The organism is Streptococcus sp. 27098_8_69, from assembly GCF_041432445.1.
Taxonomy (GTDB): Bacteria; Bacillota; Bacilli; order Lactobacillales; family Streptococcaceae; genus Streptococcus.
Genome location: NZ_JAPVZO010000029.1, coordinates 1 through 17,593, shown reverse-complemented (window position 1 = coordinate 17,593; position 17,593 = coordinate 1). Strand labels below are relative to the sequence as shown.

Sequence of the window (17,593 nt, the reverse complement as noted above, 5' to 3'; positions counted from 1 at the left end):
AGTGTATTTTCTAGCGATTATATCGGGAAAATTGTACAATCAACCATGTCGCTATTATCTATCAAATCATGTCCTGCTTCTAGAACATCCTCTAGAGTAATTTCCTGCAAAAGTTTAGGAAGGTCAAACAGGGTCGAGCCTGTCTTAGTTGGATGATACTGAGTAGCAATGTATTCTAGGGAATCCATACTATGAAGAAATTCTCCATACATCTCAGTTTTTACAATATCCAAGTGATCCTCAGTTACATCCTCATCTTTAACAAAATTGCGAATAGCTTTGCGAAATTGATGAGAAAGTGCCACAGGTTCCTTTGTATCCATTGTTAATATCACAAAATGGAAACGAGGATCAACTTCTATTTCTAGAGACAGGGAAGCATCCAGTTTACCTGTCTCATATAATTTTTGAAATCTTTGTGAAGTCCAACCAAACATCATTGTAAACAACAATTTCAATAAAAGATGATAACGATACTGATCTCGATTTCCGATTTCTTTATTTCCTCTAATGCCGATCGCTAATTTTGGAGAAGCTACGTCCATCCGTAAACTTTCAGTAGTCTTTACAGGATGTAAAGATATTTGTTCTCTTTTAAACTCATGTTTTTTCTCTTGAAGATAAGATTTCTTAGTAAAATAATCTTCAAGAAGTTCAAGTTTAAAATTACCGACCAAAAAGATATTACTATTGACAGGTCTGTAAAACTCTTTAAAGTTCTCTTTCAAATCCTTCAGACAAATAGCATCAATGGAGTTTTCACTACCGACAATATCTGAAGCTAAAGGACTTTCTGGATAGAGATTTGCCAGAGTCTTGAAAAATAGACAAGAATCCGGATCATCCTGATACATCTCTCTTTCCTGTTGAATGATATCCTTTTCGCGCTCCACTGATTCTTCAGTCATATTGAAGGTAGTGACAAGTTCTTCAAGTAAATCTAAGCACTCTAGAACATTTTCAGAAGTCGAGAAAAGATAGCTAGTATTTGTAAAGCTCGTAAAGGCATTACTTTCAGCCCCTAGCTCTGTAAAAGCTGCCATAACATCTCCAGAATCTTCTCTTTCAAAAAGCTTATGTTCTAAGAAATGAGCGATCCCTTGAGGATATTGTTGTAAGCCCTTATCATCTACTGTAAACCTTGTGTCAACAGAACCGACTTGGACACTCACAACTCCATAAACCTCGTTAAAGTCCTTTTTAGGTAGTAAAGTAACTATCAAACCATTTTCTAAGCTAGTTTGATACAAAGTTTCTTTTACAGCAGGATAATATTTCTTTTGAAAAGTAGGTCTGGTCATTCTGCTCCTTCCATAAAATAAATAGCCTGCAACTTAAAACTGTTTGCTGCTTCACAAATTGCTTCTCTATCAACTTGTTCAAGCTTATCGATTAAAATTTTTGTGTCAAGATTCGCCTTCCCAAAAAAAGTTGACAGATAATATTTATCGACAATAGAATCTTGATTATCCTGAGCTAGTAGTAAGGATCTACGAATCATTTGTTTAGTCTGATCAATTTCCTTATCTGTAAACTTGCCATTTTTTATGTCAAGCAACTGATGATTCATCAATTTTCTTACTTTGTTTCGATTTTGCCGATCAATTCCAGCAAACAATCGTAAAAATCCACTAAAGAGATCCAAATGACTTGATACCGTATAGGCCAGTCCTTCTTTTTCTCTCACTTGGGTAAATAGTTTCGAATGAGGAAAGGCTCCTAAAAGACCATTGACAAGAAGCACTGCCATCTGTTCTTCATCACCATATGCCACTGAACTATGGTAGCCTATCTCTAAAACAGACTGTCCTAATCTCTTTCTAACAATGCCTTCTCTAAGAATATTAGAATAGGGTTGCTGATATTGAATGTTTACAGCTGATTTACGACCTGTCAAAGGAAATTTATGTAAAAACTCTAAAACTTCAATTTCATTAAAATCGCCTAAGAAGAAAATATCTATTTGGTCTTCTTTTAGCATTTTTTGATAGCTTGAAAAACATGTTTTTGAAGTCTCTTCTGAAATTCTAGAAATCAAATTTTTTGGAACTAGCTGCATTGATTCTTCTTGGAAAAACAATTGATCTAACTCTTTATGTGCAAAGAAGAATGGGTCTTCCAATTCTGATTCTAGCCTTGATAAGATCTGTTTTTTCTCGATGTCAAAAGCATTTTTCTCAAATCCATCCTCATCCGACAATGGTGTAAACAAAACCTGGTGCAGTAATTCTAAAATTTGAGAAGTTAATACGTTTTTCTTACTTAAAAATTCATCACGCACATAGGAAATACTCAAATCCACAATATGACTTTGTCCTCTTCGATAGGCGTGCGCTGACAAATCAGTTCCATACAAGGTTGCTAAACGTTTTCTAAACAGTTGAGCAGTTGGATAACTTTGGTTGGCAGTTTCAAGCATACTGGCACTTAACATACGACTTGAAATTGAATCCAAAGACAATGGAGCTGTGAAACGCACAGTAATTTTATTAGTTTTAAATTTTTTTGATTGGATAAAATGCACTGCAATTCCAGGTACTAACTCCATCTCTTACCTCCTTCTACATAGAGTTCTATTATACCATGAAAAGAGAAAATTTTCTTGTTCTCTTTACCCCTTTTAAAATTAAAATCGCTTTCATTTCAAACGAATTTACCTCTGCCATTTCAAGATAAAATATGGTATAATACCAAAGATTGAGGTGAACTATGGAATACAAATTATTTGAAGAATTTATCACTCTCCAAGCTCTCTTGAAAGAACTTGGTATTATACACAGTGGCGGAGCTATTAAATCCTTTTTAGCTGAGCATCATGTCTACTTTAATGGGGAATTAGAAAATCGTCGTGGGAAAAAAGGAAGAATCGGAGACTCTATCGACATTCCTGACATGAAAATCCAAATCATTCTGACGCAACCGAGCTTAGAAGAAAAGGAAGAATATCTCCAAGAAAAACTTGAGAAAGAACGTGTGGCTAAACTTGTCAAAGAAATGAATAAGACGGTCAAAAAAAAGCCAACAAAAAGGACCCCGAAAGCTAAAACAAAAACTGCACCACGTTTCCCAGGTAGATAAGTATGTGGCTAAAAAACTTATCCATCAAGCAATTTAGAAACTATCAGGATACCGAAATTGAATTTAATCCTAAATTAAATGTATTTGTGGGGCGAAATGCCCAAGGCAAAACTAATCTTCTGGAAAGTATTTACTTTTTAGCTTTAACTAGAAGTCATCGGACAAAGACAGACAAGAATTTAATCCGATTTGAAGAAGAGCAGCTTCAAGTTTCTGGAATTCTTCAAAAACGAACGGCTACTGTACCACTTGAGATTGACTTAACCCCCAAAGGTCGGATTACTAAGGTCAATCACTTAAAGCAAGCTCGGCTATCTGACTATATTGGACACATGAATGTTGTCCTATTTGCACCCGAAGATTTACAACTTGTCAAAGGAGCACCAGCTATCCGACGTAAGTTTATAGATATGGAGCTAGGGCAAATCAAACCCATATACTTGTCAGACTTGTCAAGCTACAATCATGTGCTCAAACAAAGAAATACCTACTTAAAGTCAGCCAATCAGATTGACGAAACATTTTTATCTGTTCTGGATGACCAGCTAGTAGACTATGGTTGTCGGGTGATGGTCCACAGAGAAGAATTTATCAAAAAAATGGAATCTTTTGGACGTGAAAAACACTTTGATATTTCGGACCAATTGGAAGAGTTGTCAATTCGTTATCAACCATCTGTAAACTTCACTGACAAGGAAAAACTAGCAGAGTCTTTCTATGCAGCACTTCAAAAAAGTAGATCAAGAGATTTATTTAAGAAGAATACTGGAGTTGGTCCTCATCGGGATGATATGATTTTCTTAATCAATGGAATGGACGCAAGTTTTGGAAGTCAAGGACAACATCGTAGCCTTGTTCTTTCTATAAAACTTGCAGAAATAGAATTGATGGAGAGTATCACTAAGGAGTCTCCCATTCTTTTACTTGACGATGTTATGAGTGAACTTGACAATACTCGTCAACTTAAATTATTAGAAACTATATCTCAAAATATTCAAACCTTTATTACAACAACTAGTTTAGAGCATCTTCAAAACTTACCTGATAATCTCAGTATATTTACTGTAAAGAACGGTCAATTATCCGTAAACTAATATTTACATCAGTGTAAACAATAAAAAATCTCCTGTAAAACAGGAGATTTTTTATTACATTGAATAGTTTGGTGCTTCATTTGTGATTTGCACATCGTGTGGATGGCTTTCTTTTAGACCAGCACCAGACATTTCGATAAATTGAGCATTATCATGCAATTCTTTAAGGTTAGCTGCACCACAATACCCCATACCAGATCGGATACCACCAATCATTTGGAATACGATATCAGCTGCTGCTCCTTTATATGCAACACGTCCTTCAATTCCTTCTGGAACGAGTTTGTTTGCTTCATTGACAGAGCCTTGGAAGTAACGATCGCTTGAACCTTTCTTCATTGCAGCGATTGAACCCATACCACGGTATGTCTTGAACTTACGTCCTTGGAAGATTTCAGTTTCACCTGGAGCTTCATCCGTTCCTGCAAACATTGATCCGAGCATCACTGCGTTTCCTCCAGCAGCTAGGGCTTTTACAATATCTCCAGAATACTTGATTCCGCCATCAGCGATAATTGTTTTGCCATATTCACGAGCAACTGCTGCTGCATCGTAAATTGCTGTTACCTGGGGAACTCCTACACCAGCAATAACACGAGTTGTACAGATTGAACCTGGCCCAATACCAACTTTAACAACGTCAACTCCTGCATCATAAAGGGCACTGGCTCCTTCAGCAGTAGCGATATTTCCAGCAATCAGTGTACGGTCTGGGAAATGGGCACGGATTTCAGCGATTTTACGAAGAACCCCTGCAGAGTGTCCGTGTGCTGTATCGATGACAATTGCATCTGCTCCTGCTTCAAAGAGGGCTTCAGCACGTTCAAAAGTATCAGAAGTTACACCTACCGCACCAGCAACTAGAAGACGACCAAACTCATCTTTAGCTGCATTTGGAAACTCAATCACTTTTTCAATATCTTTAATCGTGATCAAGCCAGAAAGACGACCTTCTTCATCAACCAAAGGAAGTTTTTCAATACGGTGTTCTTGAAGAATGCTCTCAGCTGTTTCAAGATCTGTTCCAACAGGAGCAGTAACAAGATTCTCGCTGGTCATATGATTTGAGATTGGTTGATTGTAATCTGAAATAAAACGAAGGTCTCGGTTTGTTAAAATACCAACCAATTTACGATTTTCAAGAGTTTCAACCACTGGAACACCACTGATACGGTAACGTCCCATGAGTTCATCTGCTTCTGCAATTGTATGCTCTGGAGTCAAGAAGAATGGATCAATGATAACACCATTTTCAGAACGTTTTACCTTACGAACTTCATCTGCCTGCTGTTCAATAGACATATTTTTATGGATAACACCAAGACCACCTGCACGCGCAATAGCAATAGCCATTTGGCTTTCTGTTACAGTATCCATGGCTGCTGTAATAATTGGGATATTTAAAGTCAAATTATCTGCCAATTTTGTTGTTAAATCCGCATCATTAGGCAATACATGACTCTCTGCTGGAATAAGCAATACATCATCAAAGGTAAAACCTTTTTTCAAAAATTTAGTGTCCCAATTAGACATTGAAGTTTCCTCTTTTCTTTCTTTTTGAGCTTGACGCTTTTTGTATTGTATCTATCATACCATTCTATGAAAATTTGTCAATTATATTGATAATAGATAATGTAAAAAACTATCCCTTTAATTTTAAAGAAGAGATAGTTTTAGAGTTCGTATTTTATCTATTAATGAAAGTAATTTAGACCCATTGCTGATTTTACTTCTGATAGCGTTTGGCCAGCAACTTCTCGAGCTTTTTCACTACCTTTTTGAAGCATATTGTACACTTCACCCATATCTTTGGCATATTCTAGGCGACGTTCACGGATTGGACCAAGTTCACGTTCTAGGATTTCCAGTAGATAACGTTTAGTCTTGACATCACCTAAACCTCCACGTTGATAATGCTCTTTCATGTCAGCAATTTCCAGAGAATCTTCAGGACGTCCGAAAACATCTAAGTAATGGAAGACCATATTTCCTTCAATCTTACCTGGATCCTCGACACGAATGTGATCTGGATCTGTATACATACTCATTACTTTCTTACGCAAAGTATCTGCATCATCTGACAAGTAGATACCATTATTAAGCGATTTAGACATTTTGGCATTTCCATCAAGACCAGGTAAGCGACCTGCTCCTTCATTTTCAGGATAAATCCCTTCTGGCTCTACCAAAACATCACAGTTGTAGGCATGATTGAATGAACGTACAATCTCACGCGTTTGTTCAATCATCGGTTTTTGGTCTGTACCTACAGGAACATAGTTAGCCTTAAAAGCTGTGATGTCAGCTGCTTGTGCAATTGGATAGACTAAGAATCCTGTCGGAATACTTTCTCCAAATCCTTTTTGAGCAATCTCTGTCTTGACAGTTGGATTTCGCTCCAGACGAGCCAAAGAAACTAAATTCATGTAATACATAGAAAGCTCTGCCAATTCTGGAATTTGACTTTGAATGAAAATCGTTGATTTATTAGGATCTAATCCCACTGCAAGATAGTCCAAAGCAACATTCCCAATTGACTCTACAATAGTTTGTGGATCTTTTGCATGGTCAGTTAAGGCTTGCTGGTCAGCCAAAAAAACAAACATGTCATATTTATCTTCTTGCTGTAATAAGACACGATTTTTTAAGCTACCAACGTAGTGCCCAATATGTAATTTCCCCGTTGGACGATCTCCTGTTAAAATAATGGGTTTATTCATCTTATTCTCCTTTGATATAGTCTTTTCAATTATAGCATTTTTTTGATAAAAAGACAGGTAATTTTTTTTATCAAATAATTACGATTTCAACTCCTCAACTGTAAACTATCTGTAAATATCCTTTACAAATAATTGACAGATAAAAATTTGAATATTTGCTGATTTTCTAGTAGAATTAGAGTATTACATATAATAGGAGAAAAAAATTGCTAACAGTATCTGATGTTTCACTACGTTTTAGTGATCGCAAACTTTTTGATGAGGTCAACATCAAATTTACAGAAGGAAACACATATGGTTTAATTGGTGCTAACGGTGCAGGTAAATCAACATTTTTAAAAATCTTAGCTGGGGATATTGAACCTACAACTGGTCATGTTTCTCTTGGACCTGATGAACGTCTTTCTGTGCTTCGTCAAAATCACTTTGACTATGAGGATGAACGTGTTATTGATGTTGTTATCATGGGTAATGAAAAACTATACAACATCATGAAAGAAAAAGATGCTATCTATATGAAGGCAGACTTTACTGATGAAGATGGAGTTCGTGCAGCTGAGCTTGAAGGTGAATTTGCTGAACTAGGTGGTTGGGAAGCTGAAAGTGAAGCTTCACAACTCTTGCAAAACTTGAATATCCCTGAAGATCTTCATTACCAAAATATGAGTGAACTTGCAAATGGAGACAAAGTGAAAGTACTCCTTGCTAAAGCTCTATTTGGTAAACCAGATGTCCTTCTTTTGGATGAGCCAACCAACGGTTTGGATATCCAATCTATTACTTGGTTAGAAGATTTCTTGATTGATTTTGATAACACCGTTATTGTCGTGTCCCATGACCGTCACTTCTTAAATAAAGTATGTACTCACATGGCCGACCTTGACTTTGGAAAAATCAAACTCTATGTCGGAAACTACGACTTCTGGAAAGAATCTTCTGAGCTTGCTGCTAAATTGCTAGCAGACCGTAATGCTAAAGCAGAAGAAAAAATTAAGCAACTCCAAGAATTCGTTGCTCGTTTCTCTGCTAATGCTTCTAAATCAAGACAAGCAACATCACGTAAGAAAATGCTTGATAAGATTGAACTTGAAGAAATTGTGCCATCTAGTCGTAAATATCCATTTATCAACTTTAAAGCTGAACGTGAAATCGGAAACGATCTCTTGACAGTAGAAAATCTATCTGTCAAGATTGATGGCGAAACTATTCTTGACAACATCAGCTTTATCTTGCGTCCAGGTGACAAGACAGCTCTAATCGGTCAAAACGACATTCAAACAACTGCATTGATTCGTGCTATTATGGGTGATATCGACTATGAAGGAACTGTCAAGTGGGGGGTTACAACTAGTCGCTCTTACTTACCAAAAGACAATTCAGCTGATTTTGCTGGGAGTGAATCTATTCTTGACTGGCTACGTCAATTCGCAAGTAAAGAAGAAGATGATAATACCTTCTTGCGTGGTTTCCTTGGTCGTATGCTCTTCTCTGGAGATGAGGTTAACAAACCTGTAAATGTCTTGTCAGGGGGAGAAAAAGTGCGCGTGATGCTATCGAAACTCATGCTTTTGAAATCAAATGTTCTAGTACTTGACGATCCTACTAATCACTTAGATTTGGAATCTATTTCAAGTTTGAACGATGGTTTGAAAAACTTCAAAGAATCTATCATCTTCGCCAGTCATGACCATGAATTCATTCAAACATTGGCTAACCACATTATTGTCCTATCTAAAAACGGTGTAATCGACCGTATTGATGAAACCTATGATGAATTCTTAGAAAATGCTGAAGTACAAGCAAAAGTCAAAGAACTTTGGAAAGACTAAATAATACTTTAAAACTCAGTTGGATTAACCAACTGAGTTTTCTATCATTCTATGAGGTAACATGAAAACATTTTTTAGAAACTATTGGACCTATTTTATTTCTTTCATCATTCCCCTAGTGATTATGTTCGGAGTCTATCTTTCTCAAGGTATCTACTGGAACAGTGATACTTCACCTTTATTAGGGGATGGATTTCATCAATATGTTATTTTTGATCTTAATCTTCGTAATATTTTACATGGGAGTGATAGTCTATTTTATACTTTTACCAGTGGTCTAGGTCTCAATTTTTATGCCTTGTCCAGTTATTACCTTGGTAGTTTTCTATCTCCTCTTGTTTATTTTTTTGATGTATCAAGCATGCCAGATGCAGTCTATCTTTCAACCTTGTTGAAATTTGGCTTGATAGGTCTGTCAACCTTTTTTAGCTTGAGTAAAATATTCAAAAATATACCTGCCCTACTTCGATTAGCTCTATCTACCTCATATGCATTAATGAGCTTTACAGTTAGTCAACTTGAGATTAAAACCTGGTTAGATGTTTTTATTTTAATTCCCTTAATTTTAACTGGTTTACATCTACTCATAACGGAAAAAAAACGTATTCTATACTTTACAAGTTTGTCAATCTTATTTATCCAAAACTACTATTTTGGTTATATGACTGCCCTGTTTTTGGTAGTTTGGTATTTTTGCCAACTTTCCTGGGATTTTAAAAGTCGCAAGTATTCTTTCCTTGATTTTTTCCTAACATCCTTACTCGCTGGTTTAACAAGTTTCATCATGACACTCCCAACCTTTTTTGATTTAAGAACTCATGGTGAAAAACTAACCGCTATTACAAAAATAAAAACAGATGCCAGTTGGTATCTAGATCTGTTTGCTAAACAATTCATTGGTGCTTTCGATACAACTAAATATGGTTCCATCCCAATGATTTTTGTTGGCCTCCTTCCTTTTATCTTAACAATTGTATTCTTTACATTAAAATCAATTAAGTTTCACGTGAAACTATGCTATGCAACTCTACTCATTATCATCATTGCTAGTTTTTATCTAGAAGCCTTAGATCTATTTTGGCAAGGAATGCACGCGCCAAATATGTTTCTTCATCGCTATGCGTGGATTTTCTCTACTCTTTTAATCTATATATCAGCAGAAGTTTTTAATAGAGTTAAAGATATAAAATTGTGGAACGTTTTATTCTCAATAACCTTCCTTTTATTTGGCTATCTGGCAACCATTTATTTTAAAAATCATTATTCGTTTTTAACTAAATTAAATATACTCTTAACGCTTGAATTCTTAGTGGTATACTTACTGTTACTATTGGCACTTATTAAAAAACTGATTTCTCTAAAAATCTTTTCAATTCTTATTTTGATCTTTACAATAAGTGAAATTAGTTTTAATGCTTCATCTCAACTAAATGGAATTACGAAAGAATGGGGATTTGCTTCTCGTAGTACCTATGATAAAGATATTCCAAGTATGGAAGCTATTTGGGAGTATACCAAACAGAAACCAGATACATTTACACGAACTGAAAAGTTACAAACTCAAACTGGAAACGATAGCATGAAATTTAACTACAATGGCATCTCACAATTTTCATCTGTTCGTAATCGTTCTGCAAGTACAATGTTAGATAAGTTGGGTTTTAAATCTTCAGGTACCAACCTTAATCTTCGTTATGCAAATAATACTATCATTGCAGATAGTTTATTTGGAATCAGCTACAATATTTCTGAAACCTATCCAGATAAATATGGTTTTCATCCAAGCTATCAAAAAGATAATCTAACCCTTTATAAAAATCAATTCGCTCTCCCAATTGCTTTTGCTACACAGTCTCTTTACAAAGATGTCACTTTTAATGACCATACTCTTGATAACCAAACTCAATTTTTAAATCAAATTGCTGGCTTAAATGAAGAGTACTTTTATCCGATAAATCATTATACAGACTCTGATGACAACGTTATCAATCTAAACGGAACTGATACTGAAGATGCAACTATCAGCTACAGCATTGAAGTACCTGATAATAGTCAGGTTTACCTTTCCATGACCAAGCTAAATTTTTCAAACGATAAGAAAAAGCAAGTTGACATCATTGTCAATGGTGAAAAAAAATCCTTTACCACAGATAATGTTTTTACATTTTTTAATCTTGGATATGCAGAACATAAACAAACTTTTGATATCCAGATTAAGTTCCCAGGAAATGCTCAAGTATCATTTGAATCTCCAACTTTCTATCGCTTAGATACTAATAAATATACGGAGGCTATACGCAAAATAAAAGAAAATCCAGTAGAAGTGAGCTCTTATAAAAATAAAGTCACTGTAAATTATAAGGTAAAGAATGAGACATCGATCTTTTTCACAATTCCTTACGACCGAGGATGGTCTGCTTACCAAAATGGTAAAAAAATACAAATTCAACAGGCACAAACTGGATTTATGAAAATTGATGTTCCTGAAGGTGAAGGAACTATTACCCTTTCCTTTATTCCAAAAGGATTTGTTGCTGGTGCAAGTTGTTCTCTTATAGCCATTATTGTCTTTATTTTTTATGATATTCAAAGAAAAAAATATTCTAGATAAAAAAACAATCGACCGAATTGGTCGATTGTTTTTAGTCTTCTTCAGCTTTTTTAGGTTGATAGGCTAGCATTCCTAAAGCAACAAAAATCATTACTGTAAAGATAAGGAAAATAATCTGACTATGAATATTACCTGTCATAGAAATGGTTTGTCGTAGACCTGAAACTGAATAACTCATAGGTAACCATGGATTAATAGTTTTAAAGAATTGATTCGTCAAAGCTAAAGGATAAGTTCCTGCACTTGATGCTAATTGAAGGAGTAATAAAATTAAGGAGAAGAAGGCGCCTAGGCGAGAATTCCAGGTTGTCAATGCTGTTACCATCGCCATGAAAGCAAGACTAGTTAAAATGATCAAAGCTAAAGTTTTGAATTCATGAACTGCAGTCAGTCCGATTAAATGTACCCCACCATAAACTAATACTCCTGCCAAACCAGCAATGATACCGTTAATTTCAAAGCGAGACTTAAACCAAGCCCAGCGACTTTCTGGATGGCGCCCAGAAGGCAATTTAGCAAAAATCATATTAGTTGAAATAGCAGCAACAAAAAGAGCAACTGATATCATATACGGAGCCATGGCAATCCCATTAACAGCTACTTGATCCGCATCAGTTTTTGAAAGACTTAAAGGATCAGCCAGTAAGTCTGCATTTGTTGGTTCAGTTGAAGCCTGTTGCAATTGCCCCTCAGCCTCTGTCAAACCTTGATTTAATTGACTTGAGCCATCACTTAATTTTCCAAGTCCTGATTGTAGAATTTCTGAGCCTTGAGCAAGTTGATCTGCTCCACTAGCTATTTTTTCAGAACCATTATCCAGTTGATTTGCTCCTGAAATTAGCTGGTCTGATTTATCAGCTAATTGTTGAGAACCCGCTTGTAATTGATTAAATCCAGCGGTTAAATCTGATGTTTTATTGTTTACTTGGTTGACACCTGATGCAAGTTTATCAATTCCTGTTGCTAATTCTGGCCCATTCGCTGCTAATTTAGCAGTAGCACTTGTCAATGTAGAAGATTTTTCTGTTAACTGATTAGAGCCTTGTAGCAACTTATTGAAACTTCCTGTCAAGTTCGAACTTTTCGAACTCAACTGACTTGCTCCTAAAGCTACTTGGTCTACAGATTTTGTATAGCTGTCAATACCAGATAGAGTTTGACTAGCTGGCAATAACTGACCATCAATTGCTGTTTGAATCTGTGTTAATCCACTTGACAAACTTGTCAATGTTGAAGAAGCAGTTGGTAATAATTTACTTGAGTGATTCTTTAATTGAGTTAAACTATTTGTTTGAGTGGTTACATTTTCTAAAGAAGATTGTAACGTTTGAACTGTAGTTAAAATTGTTCGTACTGACTCACTAGTAGAAGATGATTGATTAGAAACCACAGAAGTTATCTCTGCCTGTTGGTCAGGAGTTAAGCTTTGATAAGCACTCGTAGATTGAATAGCTGACAAAGTAGTTTCTTTTTCAGCTTGATTTGAAGTAATGATGCTTTGTGCTGAATTTGCAATGGTTGATAGACTACTAGAAAGCTTGTTTGTTACTTGTGTTATCTCTCCACTATCTGCTGTTTGAATAGCTTGATTAAATTGCTCTAAACTAGTTGCTAATTGTTTAATCTTATCTTTTTGTTGGGTTGTCGCATCTAATTGAGTAGAAAGTTCTTGAATACCTTGATTAAGTTGTGTTAATCCTGTACGTAGAATCTCTGATTTAGTAGAAATCTGATTTGCACCTGATGATAGACTTTGAACTCCATTTGTATAAGTATCAATACCAAGTGAAAATTGATTTAATCCTGAATTTAATTGAGAAACACCACCTGTATAGGCTTGTGTGCCTAAATCAAGTTGAGTCAATCCTGATACCAGTGCCGGTGTCTGTGAATTCAGTTGGTTTAATCCATTGTCGATTTGTGAAATAGCGCTGGTATATTGATTTAAACCAGTATTAAAATTACCAAGACCAAGATTTAACTGATTTACACCAGCTGTATAGGTTCCTAAACCTGTAGATAATTGATCAGCACCATTAGAAAATGTGAGACTCGATTGAGCTAAGGTTTGAAGATTGGTTGTTAAGGTTTGACTCCCATCAGAAAGCTGATTCGAACCATCAGCCAACTGTAAACTTGCATTTGCAGCTTTAGATAAACCAATTTTTAAATCACCCATCTTTTTAAATAAAGCTTTAGTATAAGATTGAGTAACATTAGTAGCCACTGTCTGTTTCATTTGTGTCATGGCAGAATCACTCATCTTGCTTGCAGTAAAACTATGACCACTTGATGTCTGATAGTCAATCGTCATCTGTTCAGGATGATTTGTAAGGATAGAAGAAGCTTTCTCAGAAAGATTACTTGGCAACGTTACAACCATGTAATAATCTCCATCCCGCAGTCCTCTTTCTCCCTCACCTTCATCTACAAAATGAAAATCCATGCTATTACTATCTTTTAAATTAGACACCATGTCTTCACCAATAGTGAGTTTTTCATCATTATAAGTAGCAGCTTGATCCTTATTAACAATTGCTACAGGTAACTCCGAAAGTTTACCATATGGATCCCACATTGATGATAAGAAAATGATATTGTAAAGAGCTGGAATTAAGGAAATTCCTATCATGACAATAATAAATGTCGGTTTTTTAAAGATTGCTTTCCATTCTTTAAACATATTGTCTCCTTTTTTAAACTACTTGTCTAAATTTTTGATATAATAGATTATACATAAAAAAATTAAAAAGACAAGATAAAAAATCTATTTTTGGACATATTGTCTAAAAATGTTCATCTGGAGGGAACATGAAAGAAAGTAATAAACGATTAAAAACCAAGCGTATTATCGAAAATGCCATGGTAGAATTATTGATGGAACAACCATTCGATCAGATTACAACTGTTAAATTAGCACAAAAAGCTGGAATTAGCCGCTCCAGTTTCTATACTCATTACAAAGATAAATACGATATGATTGAACATTACCAAAGTAAACTATTTCATACCTTCGAATATATCTTTCAAAAACATGCTAATCACAAACGAAATGCTATTCTAGAAGTATTTGAATACTTAGAATCAGAACCACTCCTAGCAGCTCTTTTATCTGAAAATGGAACCAAGGAAATTCAAAATTTCCTGAGAAATAAGCTTCACATCCTACTAAGCACAGACCTTCAAAAACGTTTTATGCAACTCAAACTAAATGAAGTCGAATTAGAATACAGTAGTGTCTATCTGACAAATGCTCTCTTTGGAGTCTGTCAAACCTGGATTGCCCACGGAAAAAAAGAAAGTCCACAAGAAATCACGGACTTTTTGATGAAAATGTTAGGGGATACAAATTAATAAAAAAGCTCCATAATATTTATAGGAAATCACCCCCTATGAATATTATGGAGCCTATTTTATTATTCTTATTAGGCTAAGGCAATACAATTTCCTTAGTTTTATTTTCGGACACAAATCATTATCTCTCCGTATGTTAGGTATGCCTCCCCTCATTACATCGGACAAAGAATCAAAAAAAGGAACACCAAATAGTGTTCCTTTCGTCTGACTCCGCCAGTAGGACTCGAACCTACGACATCATGATTAACAGTCATGCGCTACTACCAACTGAGCTATGGCGGATTAAATAGTCCGTACGGAATTCGAACCCGTGTTACCGCTATGAAAAGACGATTTCTTAACCAACGGACTCTCTACCTGTAGCAGATATAACCATTATATCAATTTATCAAAAATTGTCAATTACTTTTTTTGGTTTTTAGCCATTAGTTCTCTCAATTTTTTAGTTTTTAGGCGAGAGATAGGACAACGATGATCTTCATAAAATACAACTTCCATTTTTTTACGATCAATTTCTCTCACATTACCAATATTGACTAAAAATGACTTGTGAGCTAGATAAAAACGTTGGGTTTCCTTATCCTTTTCTTGAATATCTGTCATTGTTCCATAGAATTCTTTTGCAAAATTCTTACCTACAATCCGTAATTTATGAGAAGTTCCAGTTGTCTCAATGTAGAGAATATCATGATAAGGAATACAAAGATCATTTCCTTTATAACTATAATCAAAATAATCAACGACTGATTGGTTTTCAAGTAAAGTAGTCTTAGTGTAAAGCACACAGTCGGCAACTCTATTTTTAAAAACTTGATCACTGGTTTCTTTATCAATGAAATCCAATGCTGAAACTTTGTATTTATAAGTCAAAGTAGCAAATTCAGATCGACTTGTAATAAAAACAATAATCGCATAAGGATTGCGATGACGAATAAATTGAGCAACCTCAAATCCTTTTCTCTCAATCCCATTGATATCAATATCTAGAAAATAAAGCTGATTGACTTCATCATGCTCTACATATTCCATAAACTCTCTTACTTTTCCTGTTGTTTTATAGGAGATAGGAATATTTGTTTCCTTAGAAATTTTATTTAGAGTTGTTTCCAACCTTACTTGGTGTTCTATAATATCTTCTAAAATCAATACTTTCATATCAGTTCCCTCTTAAATCTAATCACTTGTTTAAATACATCATTATCAATTTCTGTTTCTAAAATAACATTGTCATATTTTCCTAAAATTTCTTTAACATTATTAAGTCCAAGTCCTCTATGTCTTCCTTTAGTTGAAAATCCTAATTCAAATAAATCTTCGGATTTTACCTTTCTTTTTTTACAAGAGTTTTGGATGACAACCAGGGTTTCAAGATCCAACTTGATAATAGCTACCTCTAGTTGTTTTTGATAGCTTTCAACTGCCCCTTCAACAGCATTATTGAGCAGAACGCTCATCACGCGCACCAAATCTAACAGTTCCATGGACAAAGGAGTAATGATATCTTTTACCTCTAATGTGTACTCTACATCATTAGTTTTCGCATTGACAATAGATTGGGCAATCAAACTTCGAAGCGCTGAGTCCTCAATATTGTTCAAATCGAAATAGGTATACTTATCTGAACGTAATTTTTGATTTGCTTTGACAAGAACTTCACTGTAAACTCTGTCAATCTCTTGTAAATCTTTACTTTCAATCGCCATTCTTAAGCTGATAAGCATGCCTGTATAATCATGACGAAAACCACGAATTTCATTATATAAAGTAACAATCTCATCCGTGTAAGTTTGTAAATGTTTTTGCTCAAACTTCTTTTGTTCCAATTCAATCTCTTTTTCTATCTGAACCTTGTGAGAATTCATAGAAAAGAAAGTCAAAAGTAGGCCAACAAAAATAATGGATGATAAAATACTTCCAAAACCATTTAAGTGACGAATCGTACTCACAATATCTGAAGTGAAAGAGACAACGTGTAGAAAAATAAATGTAAAGAGCACTTTTTTCAGAAAAGGATATAGATAGTCTTTATCAAAATATTTAAATTCGAGATGGAAATAAGAAACAACAACTTTAATAACCAAATAAGTTAAGATCAGGATAAATAGAGAAAAATAATTGTTATACTTCAATGCAAACTCATCTCCTGTAATAGATGATAAGGTTACTGATAAAAAGTTATTAGTACTATTATATAAAAGAGAAAATAATAGACTGATAAAAATTCCCTTAGATTTCTCATACTTCTTAAATCCAACAAAGTAACCAAATAGGAGGAAAGGAAATAAAAATTTAGACAAACCAAAACTATCTAAGTTCAAGAAATGGAGAGTTACTTCTAATACTAATGGTAGTAGAAAGATATAAAGACTAAAAAAATATTGGTCTTTTCTAGTTGCTTTACAAACCCATTCATGAATTTTACTAATAATAAAAACATAAACAATAGCAATTACTAATCCGAATAAATCCATTATTTCCCACCTTTATTTTTACTTACTTACTTTTTGAAAAAAGAAAATTGTTTATTGTATACATAGGTCTCCATTCCCCACCTCTGATTTTCTGCAGTTCTTTTTCATTCAATTCTTGGAAATCTTTCATTTGAGCAAAATCTGTATTCTTTTTCATAATATAAACTCCTATAATGTTTTTCTTGTAAATTAACTTACAAAAATATTATATAAAATATACGATACCTATAGAGAATTATTTCTCAAATGCTCAAATTTTATTCTGAAATGTCAAATTTTTACAAAAAAAGCTGGGATTTTTTCCCAGCTTACGATTTAACACTGATCCCAGCAGGATTCGAACCTGCGACCGTTCGCTTAGAAGGCGAATGCTCTATCCAGCTGAGCTATGAGACCTTACTAGTCTATCTTATCAAAAAAAGCTAGCTTAGTC

13 protein-coding genes and 2 tRNA genes are annotated in these 17,593 nt (G+C 34.7%); 5 read left to right on the top strand and 10 right to left on the bottom strand.

Going from position 1 to position 17,593, the window contains the following annotated elements; translation table 11 throughout:
* Nucleotides 1-17: 17 nt before the first annotated feature.
* Together yfmH and yfmF are read right to left on the bottom strand one after the other, a co-directional pair.
* Nucleotides 18-1,301 (bottom strand): EF-P 5-aminopentanol modification-associated protein YfmH, encoded by a 1,284-nt coding sequence (yfmH, locus tag O3658_RS09215; RefSeq protein WP_371561054.1) that lies wholly within the window; start codon nucleotides 1,299-1,301, stop codon nucleotides 18-20.
* Nucleotides 1,298-2,548 (bottom strand): EF-P 5-aminopentanol modification-associated protein YfmF, encoded by a 1,251-nt coding sequence (gene yfmF, locus O3658_RS09210; protein ID WP_371561052.1) that lies wholly within the window; start codon nucleotides 2,546-2,548, stop codon nucleotides 1,298-1,300. The genes yfmH and yfmF overlap by 4 nt, the downstream gene beginning before the upstream one ends.
* Nucleotides 2,549-2,709: 161 nt before the next feature.
* On the opposite strand from yfmF, the gene yaaA reads away from it, so the two are divergent.
* Both yaaA and recF read left to right on the top strand, forming a co-directional pair.
* A complete protein-coding gene (gene yaaA, locus O3658_RS09205; RefSeq protein ID WP_371561050.1) occupies nucleotides 2,710-3,078 on the top strand; it encodes a S4 domain-containing protein YaaA in 369 nt (122 codons plus the stop codon).
* Between the two features lie 2 nt (nucleotides 3,079-3,080).
* Nucleotides 3,081-4,172: a DNA replication/repair protein RecF gene (recF, locus tag O3658_RS09200; protein ID WP_371561048.1), complete on the top strand. Its 1,092-nt coding sequence runs from the start codon at nucleotides 3,081-3,083 to the stop codon at nucleotides 4,170-4,172.
* A gap of 54 nt (nucleotides 4,173-4,226) precedes the next feature.
* Here the strand turns inward: recF and guaB are convergent, their stop codons facing one another.
* Complete coding sequence (gene guaB, locus O3658_RS09195; RefSeq protein ID WP_371561046.1) at nucleotides 4,227-5,705, bottom strand: IMP dehydrogenase; 1,479 nt, start codon at nucleotides 5,703-5,705, stop codon at nucleotides 4,227-4,229.
* A gap of 161 nt (nucleotides 5,706-5,866) precedes the next feature.
* On the bottom strand, nucleotides 5,867-6,892 hold the full coding sequence (gene trpS, locus O3658_RS09190) for a tryptophan--tRNA ligase (RefSeq protein WP_070458200.1): 1,026 nt from the start codon (nucleotides 6,890-6,892) through the stop codon (nucleotides 5,867-5,869).
* 206 nt (nucleotides 6,893-7,098) lie between these two features.
* Here trpS and O3658_RS09185 point away from each other — a divergent pair, with 206 nt between their 5' ends.
* On the top strand, nucleotides 7,099-8,721 hold the full coding sequence (locus O3658_RS09185) for an ATP-binding cassette domain-containing protein (protein WP_000958799.1): 1,623 nt from the start codon (nucleotides 7,099-7,101) through the stop codon (nucleotides 8,719-8,721).
* 61 nt (nucleotides 8,722-8,782) lie between these two features.
* Nucleotides 8,783-11,332 (top strand): YfhO family protein, encoded by a 2,550-nt coding sequence (locus O3658_RS09180; protein ID WP_371561043.1) that lies wholly within the window; start codon nucleotides 8,783-8,785, stop codon nucleotides 11,330-11,332.
* A gap of 31 nt (nucleotides 11,333-11,363) precedes the next feature.
* On the opposite strand, the gene O3658_RS09175 is transcribed toward O3658_RS09180, so the two are convergent.
* Complete coding sequence (locus O3658_RS09175) at nucleotides 11,364-14,015, bottom strand: YhgE/Pip family protein (protein WP_371561041.1); 2,652 nt, start codon at nucleotides 14,013-14,015, stop codon at nucleotides 11,364-11,366.
* Between the two features lie 128 nt (nucleotides 14,016-14,143).
* On the opposite strand from O3658_RS09175, the gene O3658_RS09170 reads away from it, so the two are divergent.
* Nucleotides 14,144-14,686: a TetR/AcrR family transcriptional regulator gene (locus O3658_RS09170; RefSeq protein ID WP_371561039.1), complete on the top strand. Its 543-nt coding sequence runs from the start codon at nucleotides 14,144-14,146 to the stop codon at nucleotides 14,684-14,686.
* A 211-nt stretch (nucleotides 14,687-14,897) separates the two neighbouring features.
* Here O3658_RS09170 and O3658_RS09165 read toward each other — a convergent pair.
* From O3658_RS09165 to O3658_RS09145, 5 genes are all read right to left on the bottom strand, one after another.
* Nucleotides 14,898-14,971: transfer RNA gene (locus O3658_RS09165), tRNA-Asn, on the bottom strand.
* Between the two features lie 120 nt (nucleotides 14,972-15,091).
* Nucleotides 15,092-15,844 (bottom strand): competence system response regulator transcription factor ComE, encoded by a 753-nt coding sequence (gene comE, locus O3658_RS09160; protein WP_049530388.1) that lies wholly within the window; start codon nucleotides 15,842-15,844, stop codon nucleotides 15,092-15,094.
* Complete coding sequence (gene comD, locus O3658_RS09155; RefSeq protein WP_315640220.1) at nucleotides 15,841-17,160, bottom strand: competence system sensor histidine kinase ComD; 1,320 nt, start codon at nucleotides 17,158-17,160, stop codon at nucleotides 15,841-15,843. Before comD ends, comE begins: the two co-directional genes overlap by 4 nt.
* 22 nt (nucleotides 17,161-17,182) lie before the next feature.
* Nucleotides 17,183-17,317 (bottom strand): ComC/BlpC family leader-containing pheromone/bacteriocin, encoded by a 135-nt coding sequence (locus O3658_RS09150; protein WP_371561036.1) that lies wholly within the window; start codon nucleotides 17,315-17,317, stop codon nucleotides 17,183-17,185.
* Nucleotides 17,318-17,482: 165 nt separating this feature from the next.
* Nucleotides 17,483-17,556: transfer RNA gene (locus O3658_RS09145), tRNA-Arg, on the bottom strand.
* Nucleotides 17,557-17,593: the final 37 nt, after the last annotated feature.

Bases quoted from the DNA above. Each gene is read 5' to 3' on its own strand.
- O3658_RS09175 (WP_371561041.1), bottom strand. From the start codon at position 14,015: ATGTTTAAAGAATGGAAAGCAATCTTTAAAAAACCGACATTTATTATT.
- yfmF (WP_371561052.1), bottom strand. From the start codon at position 2,548: ATGGAGTTAGTACCTGGAATTGCAGTGCATTTTATCCAATCAAAAAAA.
- trpS (WP_070458200.1), bottom strand. From the start codon at position 6,892: ATGAATAAACCCATTATTTTAACAGGAGATCGTCCAACGGGGAAATTA.
- comD (WP_315640220.1), bottom strand. From the start codon at position 17,160: ATGGATTTATTCGGATTAGTAATTGCTATTGTTTATGTTTTTATTATT.
- comE (WP_049530388.1), bottom strand. From the start codon at position 15,844: ATGAAAGTATTGATTTTAGAAGATATTATAGAACACCAAGTAAGGTTG.
- recF (WP_371561048.1), top strand. From the start codon at position 3,081: ATGTGGCTAAAAAACTTATCCATCAAGCAATTTAGAAACTATCAGGAT.
- O3658_RS09150 (WP_371561036.1), bottom strand. From the start codon at position 17,317: ATGAAAAAGAATACAGATTTTGCTCAAATGAAAGATTTCCAAGAATTG.
- yaaA (WP_371561050.1), top strand. From the start codon at position 2,710: ATGGAATACAAATTATTTGAAGAATTTATCACTCTCCAAGCTCTCTTG.
- yfmH (WP_371561054.1), bottom strand. From the start codon at position 1,301: ATGACCAGACCTACTTTTCAAAAGAAATATTATCCTGCTGTAAAAGAA.
- guaB (WP_371561046.1), bottom strand. From the start codon at position 5,705: ATGTCTAATTGGGACACTAAATTTTTGAAAAAAGGTTTTACCTTTGAT.
- O3658_RS09170 (WP_371561039.1), top strand. From the start codon at position 14,144: ATGAAAGAAAGTAATAAACGATTAAAAACCAAGCGTATTATCGAAAAT.
- O3658_RS09180 (WP_371561043.1), top strand. From the start codon at position 8,783: ATGAAAACATTTTTTAGAAACTATTGGACCTATTTTATTTCTTTCATC.